General features: G+C 71.2%; 21 protein-coding genes and 1 pseudogene. 9 read left to right on the plus strand and 13 right to left on the minus strand.

All coding sequences use genetic code 11. The annotated features are described in order from the left end of the window. Positions 1–544: pseudogene (locus ACFQQI_RS12410) on the minus strand (hypothetical protein); the annotation flags it as partial. Positions 545–585: 41 nt separating this feature from the next. Next, on the minus strand, positions 586–1785 hold the full coding sequence (gene moeZ, locus ACFQQI_RS12415) for an adenylyltransferase/sulfurtransferase MoeZ (RefSeq protein WP_378563319.1): 1200 nt from the start codon (positions 1783–1785) through the stop codon (positions 586–588). Between the two features lie 199 nt (positions 1786–1984). On the opposite strand from moeZ, the gene ACFQQI_RS12420 reads away from it, so the two are divergent. From ACFQQI_RS12420 to ACFQQI_RS12430, 3 genes are read left to right on the plus strand one after another with little or no spacing between them, the layout of a single operon-like run. Beyond that, on the plus strand, positions 1985–2569 hold the full coding sequence (locus tag ACFQQI_RS12420; RefSeq protein ID WP_378563733.1) for a TetR/AcrR family transcriptional regulator: 585 nt from the start codon (positions 1985–1987) through the stop codon (positions 2567–2569). A 50-nt stretch (positions 2570–2619) separates the two neighbouring features. Next, on the plus strand, positions 2620–2841 hold the full coding sequence (locus ACFQQI_RS12425) for a DUF3107 domain-containing protein (protein ID WP_378563322.1): 222 nt from the start codon (positions 2620–2622) through the stop codon (positions 2839–2841). Between the two features lie 41 nt (positions 2842–2882). After that, positions 2883–3158, plus strand: a complete 276-nt coding sequence (locus ACFQQI_RS12430) for a hypothetical protein (protein WP_378563325.1) — start codon at positions 2883–2885, stop codon at positions 3156–3158. On the opposite strand, the gene ACFQQI_RS12435 is transcribed toward ACFQQI_RS12430, so the two are convergent. Continuing rightward, positions 3155–3844 (minus strand): ferritin-like fold-containing protein, encoded by a 690-nt coding sequence (locus ACFQQI_RS12435; RefSeq protein ID WP_378563328.1) that lies wholly within the window; start codon positions 3842–3844, stop codon positions 3155–3157. The two genes, ACFQQI_RS12430 and ACFQQI_RS12435, sit on opposite strands and share 4 nt — an antisense overlap. A gap of 239 nt (positions 3845–4083) precedes the next feature. Here ACFQQI_RS12435 and ACFQQI_RS12440 point away from each other — a divergent pair, with 239 nt between their 5' ends. Then, positions 4084–5454 (plus strand): DEAD/DEAH box helicase, encoded by a 1371-nt coding sequence (locus ACFQQI_RS12440; protein WP_378563331.1) that lies wholly within the window; start codon positions 4084–4086, stop codon positions 5452–5454. A gap of 15 nt (positions 5455–5469) precedes the next feature. Here the strand turns inward: ACFQQI_RS12440 and ACFQQI_RS12445 are convergent, their stop codons facing one another. Beyond that, positions 5470–6144, minus strand: a complete 675-nt coding sequence (locus tag ACFQQI_RS12445) for a L,D-transpeptidase (RefSeq protein ID WP_378563334.1) — start codon at positions 6142–6144, stop codon at positions 5470–5472. After that, on the minus strand, positions 6141–6950 hold the full coding sequence (locus ACFQQI_RS12450) for a ParA family protein (protein WP_378563337.1): 810 nt from the start codon (positions 6948–6950) through the stop codon (positions 6141–6143). The genes ACFQQI_RS12445 and ACFQQI_RS12450 overlap by 4 nt, the downstream gene beginning before the upstream one ends. A gap of 62 nt (positions 6951–7012) precedes the next feature. Here ACFQQI_RS12450 and ACFQQI_RS12455 point away from each other — a divergent pair, with 62 nt between their 5' ends. After that, the gene (locus ACFQQI_RS12455) at positions 7013–7783 is read left to right on the plus strand and encodes an SDR family NAD(P)-dependent oxidoreductase (RefSeq protein ID WP_378563340.1); all 771 of its coding nucleotides are present in this window, start codon (positions 7013–7015) and stop codon (positions 7781–7783) included. Here ACFQQI_RS12455 and ACFQQI_RS12460 read toward each other — a convergent pair. The 8 genes from ACFQQI_RS12460 to ACFQQI_RS12495 form a co-directional block, all read right to left on the minus strand. Continuing rightward, positions 7752–8648, minus strand: coding sequence for a PHP domain-containing protein (locus ACFQQI_RS12460; protein WP_378563343.1), 897 nt, complete (start codon positions 8646–8648; stop codon positions 7752–7754). The two genes, ACFQQI_RS12455 and ACFQQI_RS12460, sit on opposite strands and share 32 nt — an antisense overlap. Before the next feature lie 32 nt (positions 8649–8680). Then, positions 8681–9316, minus strand: a complete 636-nt coding sequence (locus ACFQQI_RS12465) for a DUF6758 family protein (protein WP_378563346.1) — start codon at positions 9314–9316, stop codon at positions 8681–8683. A 157-nt stretch (positions 9317–9473) separates the two neighbouring features. Next, entirely contained in the window at positions 9474–10082 is a 609-nt protein-coding gene (purE, locus tag ACFQQI_RS12470; protein WP_378563349.1) for a 5-(carboxyamino)imidazole ribonucleotide mutase, read from the minus strand. After that, positions 9991–11163, minus strand: a complete 1173-nt coding sequence (locus tag ACFQQI_RS12475; RefSeq protein ID WP_378563352.1) for a 5-(carboxyamino)imidazole ribonucleotide synthase — start codon at positions 11161–11163, stop codon at positions 9991–9993. Before ACFQQI_RS12475 ends, purE begins: the two co-directional genes overlap by 92 nt. A 23-nt stretch (positions 11164–11186) precedes the next feature. Continuing rightward, a complete protein-coding gene (locus ACFQQI_RS12480; RefSeq protein ID WP_378563355.1) occupies positions 11187–11504 on the minus strand; it encodes a winged helix-turn-helix domain-containing protein in 318 nt (105 codons plus the stop codon). A 64-nt stretch (positions 11505–11568) separates the two neighbouring features. Then, positions 11569–12564: an adenylate/guanylate cyclase domain-containing protein gene (locus ACFQQI_RS12485; protein ID WP_378563358.1), complete on the minus strand. Its 996-nt coding sequence runs from the start codon at positions 12562–12564 to the stop codon at positions 11569–11571. Then, a complete protein-coding gene (locus ACFQQI_RS12490; protein ID WP_378563361.1) occupies positions 12551–13051 on the minus strand; it encodes a PH domain-containing protein in 501 nt (166 codons plus the stop codon). The genes ACFQQI_RS12485 and ACFQQI_RS12490 overlap by 14 nt, the downstream gene beginning before the upstream one ends. Positions 13052–13077: 26 nt before the next feature. Beyond that, a complete protein-coding gene (locus tag ACFQQI_RS12495; protein ID WP_378563364.1) occupies positions 13078–13881 on the minus strand; it encodes a biotin--[acetyl-CoA-carboxylase] ligase in 804 nt (267 codons plus the stop codon). A gap of 70 nt (positions 13882–13951) precedes the next feature. Between ACFQQI_RS12495 and ACFQQI_RS12500 the strand changes: the two genes are divergently transcribed. The 4 genes from ACFQQI_RS12500 to ACFQQI_RS12515 all read left to right on the plus strand — a co-directional run bounded on the left by ACFQQI_RS12500 (position 13952) and on the right by ACFQQI_RS12515 (position 18242). After that, a complete protein-coding gene (locus ACFQQI_RS12500) occupies positions 13952–15595 on the plus strand; it encodes an acyl-CoA carboxylase subunit beta (protein WP_378563367.1) in 1644 nt (547 codons plus the stop codon). Continuing rightward, positions 15595–15819, plus strand: a complete 225-nt coding sequence (locus tag ACFQQI_RS12505; protein WP_378563370.1) for an acyl-CoA carboxylase subunit epsilon — start codon at positions 15595–15597, stop codon at positions 15817–15819. The genes ACFQQI_RS12500 and ACFQQI_RS12505 overlap by 1 nt, the downstream gene beginning before the upstream one ends. A 171-nt stretch (positions 15820–15990) precedes the next feature. After that, positions 15991–17472: a glycosyltransferase family 2 protein gene (locus ACFQQI_RS12510; protein WP_378563373.1), complete on the plus strand. Its 1482-nt coding sequence runs from the start codon at positions 15991–15993 to the stop codon at positions 17470–17472. 32 nt (positions 17473–17504) lie between these two features. Beyond that, positions 17505–18242, plus strand: a complete 738-nt coding sequence (locus ACFQQI_RS12515) for a hypothetical protein (RefSeq protein ID WP_378563376.1) — start codon at positions 17505–17507, stop codon at positions 18240–18242. Positions 18243–18364: the final 122 nt, after the last annotated feature.

An 18364-nucleotide genomic window follows, 5' to 3' on the forward strand; every position in this document is an offset into this window, starting at 1 on the left:
GGTCGCCGGCGGCGGTGCCGTCGGTGTCGATGCCGGTCGGGCCGCCCCAGAACGGGATCGACGGGTTCACCTTCGCGGCGTCGGCCGCGCTGACCTTGACCAGCGCGAAGTCGTTGTAGGAGCACGTGTTCCCGTCGGACTCGTTGATCCGGTTCATCGTGTCCCACGAGGAGTAGGCGAGCGTGCCCGAGCCGACCTGCGTGCCCTCGCTCACCAGGCTGCCACCCTCGTTGAAGGTGACGGGCGTGCCGAGCGGCAGGGACTCGACGTCGCAGCCGTTCGTGTCGGTCGCCTCACCGGTGCCGGCGCAGTGCGCGGCGTACCCGACGTAGACGTTGCCCGCGCCGTCGGTGAAGACGAAGTTGCCGGTGCACTGGGCGCCCTCGGTGTACATCTGGGTGCCCGGGTGGATGGCCGCCTCGTCGGCGGGTGCCCACGTCGGGGCCGCGCCCGCCGGTGAGGAGACCGCCATCAGCAGGGCGGTCATCAGGGTGACGGTCACGGCCGCGATGCCGGCGGCCAGCTGCGATCGGGTGAGGCTCATGCCCCCACAACGACGCCCGCACCAACCGGGTTACGCACCGGTCAGTACGACGGCTGGGAGGGGTCGATCTGGTTGACCCAGGCCACCACGCCACCGCCGACGTGCACGGCGTCGGCGTACCCGGCGCCCTTCACGATCGCGAGCGTCTCCGCCGAGCGGACGCCGGACTTGCAGTGCATGACGATCTGCTTGTCCGCCGGCAGCTGCTCCAGCGCCGAGCCGTTGAGGAAGTCGCCCTTCGGGATGAGGACCGAGCCGGGGATCCGGTTGATCTCGTACTCGTTGGGCTCGCGGACGTCGACGAGCACGAAGTCGCGGGCGCCCTCCTCGCGCTCCTTGAGCATGTGCTCGAGCTGGACGACCGAGATCGTCGAGCCGACAGCGGCCTCGGCCGCGTCGTCGGACACCGCGCCGCAGAAGGTCTCGTAGTCGATGAGCCCGGTGACGGTGGGGTTGTCGCCGCACAGCGCGCAGTTGGGGTCCTTGCGCACCTTGAGCTTGCGGTACTCCATCTCCAGGGCGTCGTAGATCATCAGCTTGCCGACCAGCGGGTCGCCGATGCCGGTCAGCAGCTTGATGGCCTCGTTGACCTGGATCGAGCCGATCGACGCGCAGAGTACGCCGAGCACGCCGCCCTCGGCGCAGCTCGGGACCATGCCCGGCGGCGGGGGCTCGGGGTAGAGGCAGCGGTAGCAGGGCGCGTCGTCGGCGAGCGACGGGGCGAACACCGAGGCCTGGCCGTCGAAGCGGTAGATCGAGCCCCAGACGTAGGGGATCCCGAGGAAGTACGCCGCGTCGTTGACCATGTAGCGCGTGGCGAAGTTGTCGGTGCCGTCGACGATCAGGTCGTAGCCACGGAAGACGTCCATGACGTTGTCGTTGTCGAGCCGGCCCTCGTGGAGGATCACGTTGACGTAGGGGTTCGCCTCCGCGATCGACTCCTTGGCCGAGAGCGCCTTCGACTTCCCGACGTCGGACTGGCCGTGGATGATCTGGCGCTGCAGGTTCGACTCGTCGACCTCGTCGAACTCCGCGATGCCGAGCGTGTGGACGCCCGCCGCAGCCAGGTACAGGAGGGCCGGGCTGCCGAGGCCGCCGGCGCCGATCACGAGCACCTTCGCGTTCTTGAGCCGCTTCTGCCCGGTCATGCCGACGTCGGGGATGATCAGGTGCCGGCTGTAGCGCCGCACCTCGTCGATGGTCAGCTCGTCCGCGGGCTCCACGAGCGCGGGAAAGGACACGGCGTACTCCTTGCTGGGTCACACTGGCGGTCACACGGTTGTCTGACGGTGCGAACAACCGCCGGTCCTGCCATGTTCCCCGGCGCCGCGCCACACCGGCTGCCGCGTCCCGTCATCCGGACGCACGTGACCCATGGGTAGTCTTCGGGGCGTGACGGCAGAGCAGTACGACGCATCGGTGCGGCCCCGCGGAGCCCGGATGCCCCGGCGCGAGCGGCGCGCCCAGTTGATGGAGTCCGCCCTCGAGGTCTTCGTGGCCCAGGGCTACCACGCGGCGGCCATGGACGACATCGCCGAGCGGGCCGGGGTCTCGAAGCCCGTGCTCTACCAGCACTTCCCCGGCAAGCTCGACCTCTACCTCGCGCTGCTCGACCAGTCCTGCGACGCGATCATCGAGAACTGCCGTCGCGCCCTCGAGTCGACCGAGGACAACAAGCTCCGCGTCCAGGCCGCCATCGACGTGTTCTACGAGTACGTCGCGAGCGACACGGGCGCGTTCCGGCTGGTCTTCGAGTCCGACCTCACCAACGAGCCCGCCGTCCGCGAGCACGTCGACCGCGTCACCACCGACTGCGCCGCCGTGATCGCGAACGTCATCCACGACGACACCGGCCTGCCCGACGCGGCCTCCCGGCTGCTCGCCGTCTCCCTGGTGGGAATGGCCCAGGTGAGCGCCCGGTTCTGGCTCTCGGACCAGGGCGGGATCGGCCGCTCCGACGCCACCGCACTCGTCGCGGGGCTCGCCTGGCGCGGCATCCGCGGCTACCCGCGGTCCGACGACTGACACCCCGGCCACACCCCGGCACCACCCAGACAATCGCTAAGGAGGACCTCGTGGAGGTCAAGATCGGCGTCCAGAACGCCGCCCGTGAGCTGACCATCGACGTCGACGAGTCCGCCGAGGACGTCCAGAAGCAGCTCGCCGAGGCCGTCGCGAACGACGGCGTGCTCACCCTCAGGGACAGCAAGGGCCGGCAGCTGCTGGTGCCGGTCGCGAAGCTGGCGTACGTCGAGCTCGGCCACGGCACGGCCGGCCAGGTCGGCTTCCGCTCCTAACTCGCTTTCAGTGGCGGCGCGTCGGGGAGCATGATCGGGGCATGGTCTCCGCCCTCCTGTGGGCCGTCCTGGCCGGCACCATGCTCGGCCTGCTCGGCAAGCTGATGGCTCCCGGGGACACCGACGAGGTCCCCCTGTGGCTGACGATCCTCTGCGGCATCGGCGGCTGCTTCGTCGGCGACTTCCTCTACGGCCTGTTCTTCGACCGGCAGACGCTCGGCGTGGACTGGTGGCGGCACGGCTGGCAGGCCGCGACCGCCGCCGTCCTCGTGCTGCTGGCGGCCACCGCGACCGGGCGCCGGCACGCCGGGCACTAGCTGTCGAGGCCGAGCTCGGCCATCCGGCCGGCGTGTCGCTCGGTGATGCGCGTGAACATCCGGCCGATCGCGGCCAGGTCGAGCCCGGGCCGGTCGATGCCGCCCGCGAGCAGCGCGGTCAGCGAGTCCCGGTCGGCCGCGACCCGCTGCGCCTGGGTGAGCGCCTCCCCCATCAGCCGGCGGCCCCAGAGCGCGAGCCGGCCGCCCAGCCGCGGGTCTGCGGCGATCGCGGACCGCACCCGGTCGACGACGAACGTCGAGTGGCCGGAGTCCTCCAGCGAGGCGACGATCAGGTCGCGGGTGTCGGCGTCGAGGTAGGCCGCGATCTCGCGGTAGAAGTCGTTGGCGAGGCCGTCGCCGACGTACGCCTTGATCAGCCCCTCGAACCAGTCGGCGGGGGCCGTGTGCTCGTGGAAGCGGTCGATGGCCTTGCGGAACGGCGCCATCGACTCGAACGGGTCGGCGCCGAGCTCGGTGAGCCGCTCGTTGAGCCGCGCCACGTGGCCGAACTCGGCCGTCGCCATCGACGCGATCGCGACCTTGTCCTCGAGCGTCGGCGCGAGCTTGGCGTCCTCCGCGAGCCGCTCGAAGGCGGAGATCTCGCCGTACGCGATCGCGCCCAGCAGGTCGACGACCGCCTCGCGGTACTGCGGATCCTCGAAGGCGACGGGCGTCGATGCGGTCACGTGCGCACCCTACCGATAGGATGGGTGTGATCGAGGTCGCTCCTCACCTTGGCTGCGACCCACGCATGTGCGCGGCAGACCGCTGACGTGTCCGCCGCATCCGACCCTCATTCGGTTGAATCCGGCTGACTCACGAAAGCGACAAGATCCTGACCACGTTCCGAGAGCTCGGGGTCCTCCCCGAGATTTGCGACGCGCTCGAGCGCGCCAACATCACCACCCCCTTCGCCATCCAGGAGATGACCCTGTCGGTCGCGCTCCTGGGCACCGACCTGATCGGCCAGGCCCGCACGGGCACCGGCAAGACCCTCGCCTTCGGCATCCCCGTGCTGCAGCGCAGCGTCGCGCCGAAGGACCCCGACTACGCCGAGCTGCCGCAGGGCAAGCCGCAGGCGCTGATCGTCGCCCCGACCCGTGAGCTCGCGCTCCAGGTCTCGAGCGACCTCGCGCTCGCCGGCTCCGACCGCGGCCTGCGGGTGCTCACCGTCTACGGCGGCGTCGGCTACGAGACGCAGATCGAGGCCCTCGAGTCCGGCGTCGACATCGTCGTCGGCACGCCCGGGCGCCTCATCGACCTGTGCAACCGCAAGGTCCTCGACATCTCTCACGTGCACGCGCTGGTGCTCGACGAGGCCGACGAGATGCTCGACCTGGGCTTCCTTCCCGACGTCGAGACCCTGCTGCGCAAGACGCCCGAGACCCGGCAGACGATGCTGTTCTCCGCGACGATGCCGTCGGCGATCGTCGCGCTCGCCCGCATGCACATGCGGCACCCGATGAACATCCGCGCCGAGTCGTCGTACGAGAACGCGACGGTGCCCGCCACCGCGCAGTTCATCTACCAGTGCCACGACCTCGACAAGCCCGAGATCATCGGCCGGATCCTGCAGGCCGAGGACGTCGAGAAGATCATCGTCTTCACCCGCACCAAGCGGCAGGCGCAGCGCGTCGCCGACGACCTGGTCGAGCGCGGCTTCAAGGCCAGCCCGCTGCACGGCGACATGGCGCAGGTCGCGCGGGAGAAGGCGCTGACGAAGTTCCGCGAGGACAAGATCCAGGTCCTCGTCGCGACCGACGTCGCCGCGCGCGGCATCGACGTCCGCGGGGTCTCGCACGTCATCAACTACACGTGCCCCGAGGACGACAAGACCTACGTCCACCGGATCGGCCGCACCGGCCGCGCAGGTGCGTCCGGCATCGCGATCACGATGGTCGACTGGGCCGACCTGCACCGCTGGAAGATGATCAACAAGGCGCTCGACCTGCCGTTCGACGAGCCCCTGGAGACCTACTCGAGCTCCGAGCACCTCTTCCACGACCAGGGCATCCCGCCGGGCACCAAGGGCCGGGTCGTCGACCCCGCCCCGGTCGAGCGCAAGCCGCGCGAGGAGCGGGGCGAGGGTCGCGGGGGCGACCGGCCGCCGCGCAACCGCAACCGGCAGCGCACCCGCACTCGCACCCGCAACGGCGAGACCGTGGCGACCGAGGGCACCGGGCCCACGCAGGGCTCCGGCGACGGCGAGAAGCCGGCCGGCGGCAACCGCAACCGGCGGCGCCGTCGTCGCTCCTCCGGCTCGGGCGAGAAGCCGGCTCCGGCCACCGAGGGCTGAGCTCACCGGCTCCCGTCAGTCCGTGACCACCACGGTCGTGCCGAGGGGCGCGAAGTCCCAGAGCGCGACCGCGTCGGACTCCTTCTGGCGGATGCAGCCATGCGACTGCGGCGTGCCCAGCTCGGCCTCCGTCTGGACCGGCTCGCCGTCGTCGACGGGGATGTCGTGGAAGCCGATGGCGGCCCGGTCGCCCTGGGCGAAGCGCACGAAGTAGCGCATGGTGCCGGACTCGTCGATGCCCCACGCCTGCTCGGAGCGCGAGTAGACCTGGTAGGTGCCGGGCTCGAGGTTGTCGTAGACGCTGCCCGAGACGAGGTACGTGCGCTCGACCTTCTTGCCCTTGGTCACCAGCCAGACCCGCTGGCGACCCTCGCTGAACACGACCCGCTTGCCCGTGCCCGAGTCGTCCGGCAGCGCGGTGTCGCGCGTCTGGTCGGAGGCCGCCTCGGCGCCATCGGCGGACGTGCGCTGCGACGGCTCGCTGTCGGTCTCGGGCAGGACCTCGTCGGCAACCGTGTCGATCGCGCCCTCGGCGGCCGGGGGCTGCTGCTCGGCCGCGGCCCCGCCGCCGGAGTCGGGCAGGACGCCGAACGAGCCGAGCACCGCGACCATCGTCACGGCGAGCGAGGAGCCCAGCGCGGTCAGCCGGCCGTAGCGCGGCCGGACCGGAGATCCGCGGTGCCGGCTCATGACGCCCGCCCGGCCTTCCGGCCGTCGGTCCGCGGCCGCTGCGACCGCGCGACGAGCGCGGCCGTCGCCTCGCGGTAGGCCTGGGCGCCCTTGCTGCTGCGGCTCGTCGCCAGGATCGAGCGGCCGGCTGCCGGCGCCTCGGCGAACCGGATCGTCTTCGGGATCGGGGGCTCGACGACCTCGAGGTCGTAGGTCTCCGAGATCGTCTCGAGCACCGTGCGCGCGTGGTGGGTCCGGCCGTCGTACAGCGTCGGCAGCACGCCCCACACCTCCAGCGCGCGGTTGGTGAAGCGGCGTACGTCGTGGACGGTGTCGAGCAGCTGCCCGACGCCGCGGTGCGAGAGCGTCTCGCACTGCAGCGGGATCAGCACGCCGTCGGCGGCGGTCAGCGCCGCGACCGTCATCACGCCCAGCGAGGGCGGGCAGTCCAGCAGGATCCAGTCGTACGTCGTGCCGCCGTCCTCGAGCGCCTCGATCATGCTCTTCAGCACGTGCTCGCGGCCGGTGCGGGTGAGCAGCTCGGCCTCGGCTCGCGCGAGCTCGATGGTGGCCGGCATCAGGTCGACGCCGTCGTCGGTGGTGATGACGACCTCCGCCGGGTCGACACCCTGCGTGAACACGTGATGCACCGAGACCTCGAGGTCCTCCGGGTCGATGCCGAGCGAGAAGGTCAGGCACGACTGCGCGTCGAGGTCGACGAGCAGCACGGAGTGGCCGAGCTCGGCCAGCGCCGCACCGACGGACGCGACCGTCGTCGTCTTGGCGACGCCACCCTTCTGGTTGGCGATCGCGAGTGTCGTGGACATCGGTGCCCATCATGCCGGACCGGCCTCGCCGGATCGCGCAACCACCTGCTTGACTCTCCGCCATGTCCGACCCGAGGAAGACCGCACTCGTGACCGGCGCCACTGCCGGGATCGGCCGCTCGTTCGCCCACCAGCTCGCCGCCGGGGGCCACGACCTCGTGCTGGTGGCACGCGACCGGGCGCGACTGGACGCCGAGGCCGAGGAGCTCCGCTCGTCGTACGGGGTGGAGGTGGAGGTGCTCGCGGCCGACCTGGTCGACCGCGCGCAGCTGGCGATGGTCGAGGCGCGGCTCGCCGACCGGGACCGCCCTGTCGACCTGCTGGTCAACAACGCGGGGTTCGGCCTCAAGCGGCGCTTCCTCGACAACCCGGTCGACGACGAGCAGGCGATGCTCGACGTGCTGGTGACGGCCGTGATGCGGCTCAGCCACGCCGCCCTCGGCCCGATGGCCGACCGCGGTCGCGGCGGCATCATCAACGTCTCGAGCGTCGCGTCGTTCCTCCCCCGCGGCAGCTACAGCGCGGCGAAGGCCTGGGTGAACTCCTTCTCGGAGTGGGCGGCGTACGAGTACCGCGACCGCGGGGTCACCGTCACCTGCCTGTGCCCCGGCTTCACCAAGACCGAGTTCCACGAGCGGATGAAGGTCTCGCGGGGCTCGGCGCCCGCCTTCCTGTGGCTCGATGCCGACGACCTGGTCGCCGAGGCGCTGAAGGACCACGCCAAGGGCCGCGTCTTCTCGATCCCGGGCGCTCAGTACAAGGCGATCGCGCGGGCCGCGCGGATCGTGCCGACGCCGTTGCTCAAGCGGTTCCAGTCGCTCGGCCGGAAGTGACCCGCGGGGTCTGCCGCCCGCTCCGCTCCGACGCCTCGTCCGCGGCGGCGAGCAGCCGCTCCAGCTCCCCCGGGTCCGTGGTGTTGCAGCCGAGGTCGTGGTCGGTCTTGCCGACCCCGTGGTAGTCGCTCGACCCCGTCGCCGCGAGCCCGAGGTCGCGCGCCATCGCCCGCAGCAGGTCGCGGGCCTCGGTGTCGTGGTCCTGGTGGTCGACCTCGATGCCGGTCAGCCCGATCTGCTGCAGCGAGCCGAGCATCTCCTCGTCGGGCCGGCCCAGGCCGCTGCGCCCCCACGGGTGGGCGATGACCGAGACGCCGCCGGCGTCGGCGACTGCCCGGATCGCCGTCTCCAGCGGTATCGCGTAGCGGTTCACGTGCGCCGGCCGGCCCCACGCCAGGTAGCGGTCGAACGCCTCGCCGCGGTCGGCGACGACGCCGAGCGTGACGAGCGCGTCGGCGATGTGCGGTCGGCCGGACGCGACCGCGTCGGCCGACGCGCGGCGTACGTCGTCCTCGTCGATGTCGATGCCGAGCCCGTTGAGCCGGGCCACCATCCGCGGCACCCGGGCGGTGCGGCCGTCGAGCACCTTGGCGAGCTCGTCGGCGAGCGGCGGGTAGGTGGGGTCCGGGAGATAGGCCAGCAGGTGCACGCTGTGGCCGCGGTGGCCGGTGCTGATCTCCATGCCCGGCACGAGCGTCAGCCCGACCTCGTCGGCGGCGACCGCGGCCTCGTCCCAGCCTGCGGCGGTGTCGTGGTCGGTGATGGCGAGCACGTCGAGGCCGCCTCGCACTGCCGCGTGCACCAGCTCGGTCGGGGTGTCGGTGCCGTCGCTGGCGCGTGAGTGCGTGTGCAGGTCGATGCGCACGACTGCCACCTTAGGGCGTGCCCTACGGCTGATCACCAGCCGGGGCGGTGCCCCCCGAACGGCAGCTCGACCAGCTGCGGGCCGGCGTTGGAGACGTCGCGCAGGATCCAGTCGTCGCGGAAGAGCAGCAGCGCCGACGCCGGCCGGAGCACGATCCACAGCCAGCGGCCGGCGGCCTCCCCCGCCAGCACCGACCGGTCGAACTCGCCGTCGGAGCCGCTGGTCGAGATGTCCCAGAGGTTGACCGCCTGGCTGCCGATCCGCACCCGCGCCGACGGCGACCGGTAGCCGATCTCGTGGCCCGGGTCGGTGTAGCGGGTGCCGGCGCAGCGGGCGCCGAGGCCGGTGCCGGCCTCCTCCGCGACGACGAGCACGTCCACCGGGCCGTCCAGCTCGCTGGTGCCCGACGTGCACGTCAGCGACGCGGTCCCGCGACCCTCCTCAGCGGCGACGGTGGCGAAGTCGGTCACCGACCAGCCCGGGCTCATCGGCCACGGCAGGTACGTCGGGAACGCGCCCGCGATGCGCAGGTGCTCGACGAACCCGTCGTATGACACCTCGGGCGGGCGCCACAGCAGCCCGGTCGCCCCGTGCTCGGGGCAGGACCACGCGCCGTCGGCCTCGACCACCGGCGCCGAGCAGAGCACGCAGCTCGCCGTCAGCGACATGCGACCACGGTGCGGACCCAGTGCCCGCTCGTCAAGTCACCGCCGACTTTCAGCTCACCGGGTCTCGAGACGCTCCTCGCGACCTCCTCCCTCGGTCGCGTCGCTCCTCGACCTGGCACCGGGCTCCCGGTCCTCCCAAGCTCGGATCGAGCGGTGCTCAGAACCCCACGCGGCGTCCGCCGGCGTCGCCGCGGACGGCCTTGCCCTTCTCCTCGGCGCTCACGCGGAGCTCGGCCTGGAAGGCGCGCATCCGCTCCTGCAGGGCCGGGTCGGTGGCGGCGAGGATGCGGACGGCGAGCAGCCCGGCGTTGCGGGCGCCGCCGACCGCGACCGTCGCGACCGGCACCCCTGCGGGCATCTGCACGATCGAGAGCAGCGAGTCCATGCCGTCGAGGTACTTCAGCGGCACCGGCACGCCGATCACCGGCAGCGGCGTGACCGCGGCGAGCATGCCCGGCAGGTGGGCGGCTCCACCGGCGCCCGCGATGATCACCGACAGGCCGCGCTCGGCCGCGGTGCGGCCGTACTCGAGCATCTCCTCGGGCATCCGGTGGGCGGACTTCACGTCCGCCTCGTGGGCGATGTCGAACTCGCCCAGCGCCTCCGCCGCCAGCTTCATCACCGGCCAGTCGGAGTCCGAGCCCATCACGATGCCGACACGTGCAGTCATGGAACTACTCACTCTCGTCTCCCAGGTCGCCCCGGAACCACGCGGCCGCGTGCCGCGCGCGCTCGAGGCAGTCGTCGAGGTCGTCGCCGTACGCATTGACGTGGCCTACCTTGCGGCCGGGCCGCAGGTCCTTGCCGTAGAGGTGCACCCGCAGGAACGGGTCGCGCGCCAGCGCGTGCGGGTAGCCGTCGTACAGGTGGCCGACGGAGGGGTCCGGACCGCCGAGGATGTTGACCATCACCGTCCACCGCGCCCGTGGTGCGGGCGAGCCGAGGGGCAGGTCGAGCACCGCGCGCAGGTGGTTCTCGAACTGCGAGGTCACCGCCCCGTCCTGCGTCCAGTGGCCGGTGTTGTGCGGCCGCATCGCGAGCTCGTTGACGAGGATCCGGCCGTCGGTGGTCTCGAACAGCTCGACGGCCAGCACGCCGGTGACGCCGAGGGCGCCGGCGATGCGCAGCGCGATCTCCTGGGCCTGCCCGGCGAGCTCGGGGTCGAGGTCCGGCGCGGGCGCGATCACCTCGTGGCAGATGCCGTCCTTCTGCGTGGAGGCGACGACGGGGTACGCCGCGGCCTGCCCGCTCGGCGACCGGGCGACGAGCGCCGACAGCTCGCGCCGGAAGTCGACCAGCTCCTCGGCGAGGATCCGCGCGCCACTCTCCCTGCCGGCCGCGAGGGCCCGGGCGGCCTCGTCGGCGGTGCGCACGAACCACACGCCCTTGCCGTCGTAGCCACCGCGGGTCGTCTTCAGCACGCACGGCAGCCCGAACGCCTCGACCTCGTCGAGGGTGGTGACGATCGCGTTGCGCGGGCAGGGTACGCCGAGCTCGGCGAGCCGATCGCGCATCACGCCCTTGTCCTGGGCGTGGACGAGCGCCTCCGGCCCGGGCCGCACCGCGATGCCGTCGTCCTCGAGGGTGTGCAGGTGCTCGGTGGGCACGTGCTCGTGGTCGAACGTGACGACCGGGCAGCCGGCGGTGATCGTGCGGAGCGTCTCGAGGTCCCGGTAGTCGCCGACGGTGTGGTCGGGGATCACCTGGGCCGCCGAGACGCCCGGCGCCTCGGCCAGCAGCCGCAGCGGCAGCCCCATCGCGGCGGCGGGCTCGGCCATCATCCGAGCGAGCTGCCCGCCGCCGATCACGGCGAGGGTGGGCGCGTGGGTCGGCGCGGGCTCGGGCACACCGGAACTCTAGAGGTTCGGGGTCAGCCGAGCTCCCGGTGGTCCTCGGTCTCGAACCGCAGGCCCTGGCCGCGGACCGTGGTGATCAGGTAGGGCTGCTGGCGGTCGTCGCCGAGCTTGCGGCGTACCCATCCCAGGTGCACGTCGATCGTCTTCGAGGACGTCCAGAACGTCGTCTCCCAGACGTCGCGCATCAGCTCCTCGCGGCTGACGATGTCCCCCGCGCGGGCCATCAGGCAGTGCAGGAGGTCGAACTCCTTGCGGGACAGGACGACCTCCTCGCTCCCGCGCCAAGCACGCCGCGCCACAGGGTCAAGACGGATCCCCTGCACCTCGATCATCCGCCCACCGTAGGAACGTGCCCCCGTTCTCGGAGCGGATTCGCGGAAATTTCTGGGGTATTGGTTACGACCTGCGCACCGCAACGGGCTCCACGATGCCGAATCCGCGGACCGGCCGGGCGGGCAGCGGCCGGGTCTCGAACTCGTCGGCGGGCAGCAGCGTGGCCGTGGTCGCGTCGATGATGATCCGGTTGCGCCGGGCGACCGCGGTCAGCCGCGCGGCCAGGTTGACCGGCGGCCCGAAGACGTCGCCGAGCCGCATCACGACCGACCCGCTCGCCAACCCCAGGCGCACGTCGGGCATGCGCGAGTCGCGCCCCACGACGTGGATGATCCCCTCGGCGATGTCGTAGGCCCGGACCGGGTCGTCGCTGACGAACAGCACCGAGTCGCCGATGCTCTTGATGACCCGACCGCGGTGCGCGGCGACCACGTCGGCACACCGGGACTCGAAGAGCTCCACCAGGTCGCCGATGCGCTCCTCGGTCAGCCGGTTCGAGAGCGCGGTGAAGCTGACGATGTCGGCGAAGCCGACCGTGAGCTGGACGGTGTTGAGGTCCTCCTCGTTGGCCCGCAGCGCCTCGACCCGCGCGACGGCGGCGGCGAGGTGGCGGCGCCAGACGTAGACGAGCAGCTCCTCGAACGGCGCCCGGAGGTCCTCGACCAGCCGCAGCGCCGAGACGGTGCGGCCCTCGGAGTCCGGCTCGCTCCCGAGCTCGTCGACCCGGCTGACGAGCGTCGAGACCTCCCAGTCGGCGAGCCGGGCCATGGTCTGACCGACGGCCCGGGTCAGGTTGAGCGCCAGGTCGAAGTCGACGGCGCCGGACCGCACGATCTCCACCATCGTCGACAGGGCCTCGGCGTCGGCGTCGGTGAACGCCGTCTCGAGGCCGTGCTCCGGGAACCCGAGCGCTCGCCAGAGGCGGCGGGCCTCCTCCAGCGTCACGCCGGTGCGTGCGGCGATCTCCTGCGCGTTGAAGGTGGGTGCCTGGCCGAGGATCGCCCGCTCGAGGTCACCGGGGCCGAGGTCGTCGCCCCCGGGCTGGTCAGGTGCCCTCATGTCCGCCCGAGCGGTCGTGGATCTGCTGGAGCATCTGGTTGACCTTTCGCTGGGTCTCCTCGACCCGCGGGATGTCGTGGAGCTTGATCGTGCCGTGGGTGCTGGCGTCGGAGATGAGCAGCGTGCCGCAGCCGAGCATCCGGTCGATCAGCCCGAACTCGTAGGCGATGTCGCTGATCCGCGCCAGCGGCATGTCGTGGCCCCGGCGGACGATCACGCCGCTGCGGGTGATCAGCCGCCGGTCGGTGAAGGTGTACGACGCGGTGGCCCAGACGGCCGCCGGCCGCAGCACCCACCAGACGATGGCGACCGCGACGAGGGCCCACACGACGTACGCGACCGTCTGGTCCCACTGCGTCTGGACGTAGGTGCCGACCGCGAGCAGGACCACGAGCAGGACCAGCGGCCAGAGCAGGGCCTTGATGTGGGTACGCGTGTCGAGGACGACGGTCTCGCCCTCGTTCAGCAGTCTCCGTGAGATGGCCACGGGCAGATCATGTCACCGATCGACCCCTACGTGACGGAGCGCACGTGCACCACGTCACCGGCGCCCACGGCGACGGGGCCCGTCGGACCCGCGACGACCAGGCGCCCGCTGCGGTCGACCCCGGTCGCCCGGCCGACCAGCGGCTCCCCGGACGGGATCTCCACCCGCACGTCGCGCCCGACGGTGACACACGCGCCGGCGTACGACGCCGCGAGGTGGTCGCGCCCCGCCTCGCCACCCGCCTGCCACGCGTCGTAGGCCTCGACGAGCGCGTCGAGGAGGCCGACCAGCACCTCGGTGCGGTCGGGCTCCCGGCCCGCCGCGATCGCGAGCGACGTCGCCGTCGGGACCGGCAGCTCCTCGGCGGTCAGCGAGACGTTGAGCCCGATGCCGACCACCGCCGCCGCCCCCTCCGGGGTCTCGACCCGCTCGACGAGGATGCCGGCGACCTTCAGGCTCTCCCCTTCAGGATCGGCGAGCAGCACGTCGTTGGGCCATTTCACGCCCGCGTCGTACCCCATGCCGCGCAGCGCCTTCGCCACGGTGTGCCCGGTCAGCAGCGGCAGCCAGGGCCAGTCGACCGCCGGCACGACCGGCCGCAGCACGCTGGAGAAGAGCAGCGCCGCCCGCGGCGGGGTCGTCCAGGTGCGGTCGAGCCGGCCGCGACCGCCGGTCTGGTGCTCGGCCACGACCACCAGCCCCTCGTGGGCGCCCTGCCGGGCGCGCTCGACGGCGACGGCGTTGGTCGACGTCGCCTCGGGCAGCACCTCGACCTTCAGGAGCGGGGCGAGAGCGCCCAGGCGTGCGACGTCGAGTGATGGTCGTCTCATGGCGTCGGCACTCACGGGCACTAGATTGGCCCACGGTCCAAGTCCCGTGCCAGTGAGGAGCCCCACCCCGATGAGTGCACAGCCCGGCGAAGGAACCGACGTCCCGGCCGGAGACTCCGGCATCGACGTCCACACGACTGCGGGCAAGCTCGCCGACCTGGACCGTCGCCTCGACGAGGCGGTGCACGCCGGGTCCGCGAAGGCGGTCGAGAAGCAGCACGCCAAGGGCCGCAAGACGGCCCGCGAGCGGATCGAGATGCTCTTCGACGCGGGCTCGTTCGTCGAGCTCGACGAGCTGGCGCGGCACCGATCCACGGCGTTCGGGCTGGAGAAGAACCGCCCCTACGGCGACGGCGTGGTCACCGGCTACGGCACGATCGACGGCCGGCAGGTGTGCGTCTTCTCCCAGGACTTCACCGTGTTCGGCGGCTCGCTGGGCGAGGTCTACGGCGAGAAGATCACCAAGGTGATGGACCTCGCCATCAAGACCGGCAGCCCGATCATCGGCATCAACGAGGGCGCCGGCGCCCGCATCCAGGAGGGCGTGGTCTCGCTCGGGCTGTACGGCGAGATCTTCCGCCGCAACGTCCACGCGTCCGGCGTGATCCCCCAGATCAGCATGATCATGGGCTCCTGCGCCGGCGGGCACGTCTACTCCCCCGCCGTCACCGACTTCACGATCATGGTCGACGGCACGTCCAACATGTTCATCACCGGTCCCGACGTCATCAAGACCGTCACCGGCGAGGACGTCTCGATGGAGGACCTCGGCGGCGCGCGCACGCACAACACCAAGTCCGGCAACGCCCACTACATGGGCTCGGACGAGGAGGACGCGATCGAGTACGTCAAGGCGCTGCTCTCCTACCTGCCGCAGAACAACCTCGACGAGCTGCCGACGTACGACAGCCCCGGATATCGGAATGGTGCGGACACCGACTTCAGCGACCTCGACCGGACGCTGGACACGATCATCCCGGACTCGCCGAACCAGCCCTACGACATGCACGACGTGATCAAGGCGGTCGTCGACGACGAGGAGTTCCTCGAGGTCCAGGAGCTCTTCGCGCCCAACATCGTCGTCGGCTTCGGCCGGGTCGAGGGCCACCCGGTCGGCGTCGTCGCCAACCAGCCGATGCAGTTCGCGGGCACGCTCGACATCGACGCCTCCGAGAAGGCCGCCCGCTTCGTGCGGTTCTGCGACGCGTTCAACATCCCGGTGCTGACCTTCGTCGACGTCCCCGGGTTCCTCCCGGGCACCGACCAGGAGTGGAACGGCATCATCCGGCGCGGCGCCAAGCTCATCTACGCGTACGCCGAGGCCACCGTCCCGCTGGTCACGATCATCACGCGCAAGGCCTACGGCGGCGCCTACGACGTCATGGGCTCCAAGCACCTCGGCGCCGACATCAACCTCGCCTGGCCCACCGCGCAGATCGCGGTGATGGGCGCCCAGGGCGCCGCCAACATCGTGCACCGCAAGACCCTGAAGAAGATCTCCGACGAGGGTGGCGACGTCGAGGCCCGGCGGGCCGAGCTGATCGACGAGTACGAGACCACGCTCGCCAACCCCTACATCGCCGCCGAGCGCGGGTACGTCGACGCGGTCATCTCGCCCCACGAGACCCGCGTCGAGGTGGTCCGCGCCCTGCGGCTGCTGCGCAGCAAGCGGGAGACGCTGCCGGCCAAGAAGCACGGGAACATCCCCCTCTGATGGCCACCGAGAACGCCCCGGCGCAGCCCCCCGTCCTCCGCATCATCAGCGGTGACGCGACCCCGGAGGAGGTCGCGGCGATCGTGGCGGTCCTGAGCGCGGTCGGCACCGCGCCGGCGGCCGCTCCGCGGCGGGTGCCGGAGTGGTCCGCACACCACCGCAAGGTGCGCCGTACGCTCCCGCACGGCCCCGGCGGCTGGCGCTCCAGCGCCCTCCCGCGCTGACCCGCCTCCGCGCGGCCCCGTGGTCCAGACCTGCCTCTCCAGCCATACTTAAGGTGATCTTTGAGTTTTGCCGTGTGGCGTCTTGAGGCTCGCTGAGCAGACTGGACGCCGACGACATGGGGGCGTGCCGCATCGGGGCGACACGCGGAAGCACGGAAGACGGAGACGACGTTGGACGTCAACGACGCGAGCGGGCCGCTGCCGCAGCAGCTCGCCTCCACCGGCGAGAGCCAGTACGTCCGGATCGCGGACCCTGACCTCACCGCCTACCAGGACCAGTACCAGGGCGAGGTCGAGGAGCTGCCGACGTACCGGCCGACCGTCGGCTGCGTGATCCCGGCGTACAACGAGGCCGAGACGATCGCCGGAGTGCTCGACTCGCTGCTCCAGCAGACGCGCCTGCCCGACGTCATCCACGTCATCATCAACAACACCTCCGACGACTCCGTCGAGATCGCCAGCCACTACGCCGGGCCGCACACGCGGATGACCCCGACCGGTGAGCAGGAGACGGTGATCTACGTCCACGACATCGGGAAGAACCCCGACAAGAAGGTGGGCGCCCTCAACTACGGCTACTCGCTCGTCGAGACGATGGACTACCTGCTGGGCGTCGACGGCGACACCACGCCGGAGCCGGACGCGGTGCAGCACCTGGTCGACGAGATCTCGAGCGACGACCGGATCGGCGGCATCTCCGCGATCTACTCCATCGACGACAGCGCGCTCGACGGGCCGATGGCGAAGTTCCTGATCGCCGGGCAGCGCGCGCAGTTCTCGGCGTTCAACATGCAGAACCTCCTCAAGGGCCGCAACATGGCGGTGCTCGGCGGCCAGTTCTCGATCTTCTCGACGCAGGCGCTGCGCGACGTCCTCAAGGACAGCCACCAGCGCACGCCGTGGGTCAACGACAGCGAGGTCGAGGACTCCCTGCTCTCGCTGCAGATCAAGAGCGCCGGCTACCTCACCAAGATCTCGGCCCGGGCGCGCGCCCACGTGGGCGGCATGGGCACGATGCGGTCGCTCGACGCGCAGCAGGTCAAGTGGAACTTCGGTGCCATCGACCTGATGTGGCCGGGCCAGCGCGGCGACACCCGCGGCCAGCCCTTCCACCCGAACCTGCGACTGCGCTGGTTCGAGCACATGTCGATGGTCATCAACATCACCACCCGCGTGATGTTCGTGCTGCTGCTCGCCGGCTCGCTCAACATCGACGCGTTCGTGTTCAGCCCGTGGTGGCTGATCCCGCCGCTGGCCGCGGTCTGGCTGAACTTCCGGGTCGCCCGGTCGATGGAGTTCGTGAACAGGCGCGACTACCTCTTCGCGCTGCTGATCGTTCCGGCCGAGAGCTACATGGTGATCCGGATGGGGCACTTCATCCGGGCGTGGCTGAAGTTCTTCAGCCGCCAGCAGACCGACAACTGGGCGGCCCAGGCGAAGGCTGAGCGCGGCAAGGGCGTCGCGTGGCTCTACCCGTTCGTCGCCTTCGTCTTCCTCTTCGCCGTGAGCGCGGCCATCTGGCTGCAGCTGCCGATCAGCCTGCGCTCGGACGTCCTGGCCGTGTGCTGGCCGATCCTCGGCGTCATCACCGTCCTCCAGACCGCCTGGATGATCCTCAAGGCCATGCGGCGCTACCGCGGGTTCAAGGCCTGATCCGCATGTCCCTCGAACCGCAGGAGTTCCCCATGTCCCGCACCCGTGCGCGCCGGTGGCGCGGCGCGAGCGCCACCGTCACGACCGTCCTCGCCCTGGCCCTGGCGCTGTCCGGCTGCTCCGCGATCGACGGCCTCACCGGCGACGACGACCCCGAGAGCGCCTCCTCCGCGTCGCCGAGCGCGACCGAGACGCCGTACGACTCGCAGTTCACCCGCGACGGCACGTTCCAGTCGCACATCGACATCGACAACCTCGACTTCGTGTACACGCTGTACCCGACCAAGTCGACGCCCCGCACCAACGAGTGGTACCCGAAGGGCAAGAAGTACTTCTCGTTCACGTTCCAGGCGTACGACCTCGACCGCGACCTGCGCGACCCCTTCCGCACCAAGCGCAAGGTGTACCTCGACCGCATCCAGGTCACCTCGCAGGTGCTGTCCGTCGACGGGGGCAAGACCGGCGAGGAGCCCTACGCCCTCGACGCCGAGGCCCGCAGGATCACCTTCGACCCCGAGCCGCTCTCGACCGAGCGCGGCATGCTCGTCACCTCGCCCAAGGGCGCCTTCGAGCTCCGCAACCAGCCGATCCGGCCGACCTCGACGGACACCAAGGGCATCGACCTGTTCTTCACCGCGACCGTGTGGATGGAGCGACGGGCCGGCAGCGGCGACTTCGTGAAGAAGAAGATCAGCCAGAAGGTCCCGATCGCGATCTTCGAGTCCGACCAGCCGACCCAGGCGCAGTCGATCCCCGTCGACGCGAACTGACCATCGGGGTCGCCGCCTGGCTGTAACGGGGCGTTGTGGCAACTTCCGCCCCGGTATGACGGCCCGGCAGATGCCACAACACCCCGTTACAAGCGGAGGGCGACCCGGCTCACGGGCCCGCG

Origin of the sequence: Nocardioides sp. GCM10030259 (genome assembly GCF_042666375.1) — a bacterium.
GTDB lineage: Bacteria > Actinomycetota > Actinomycetes > Propionibacteriales > Nocardioidaceae > Nocardioides.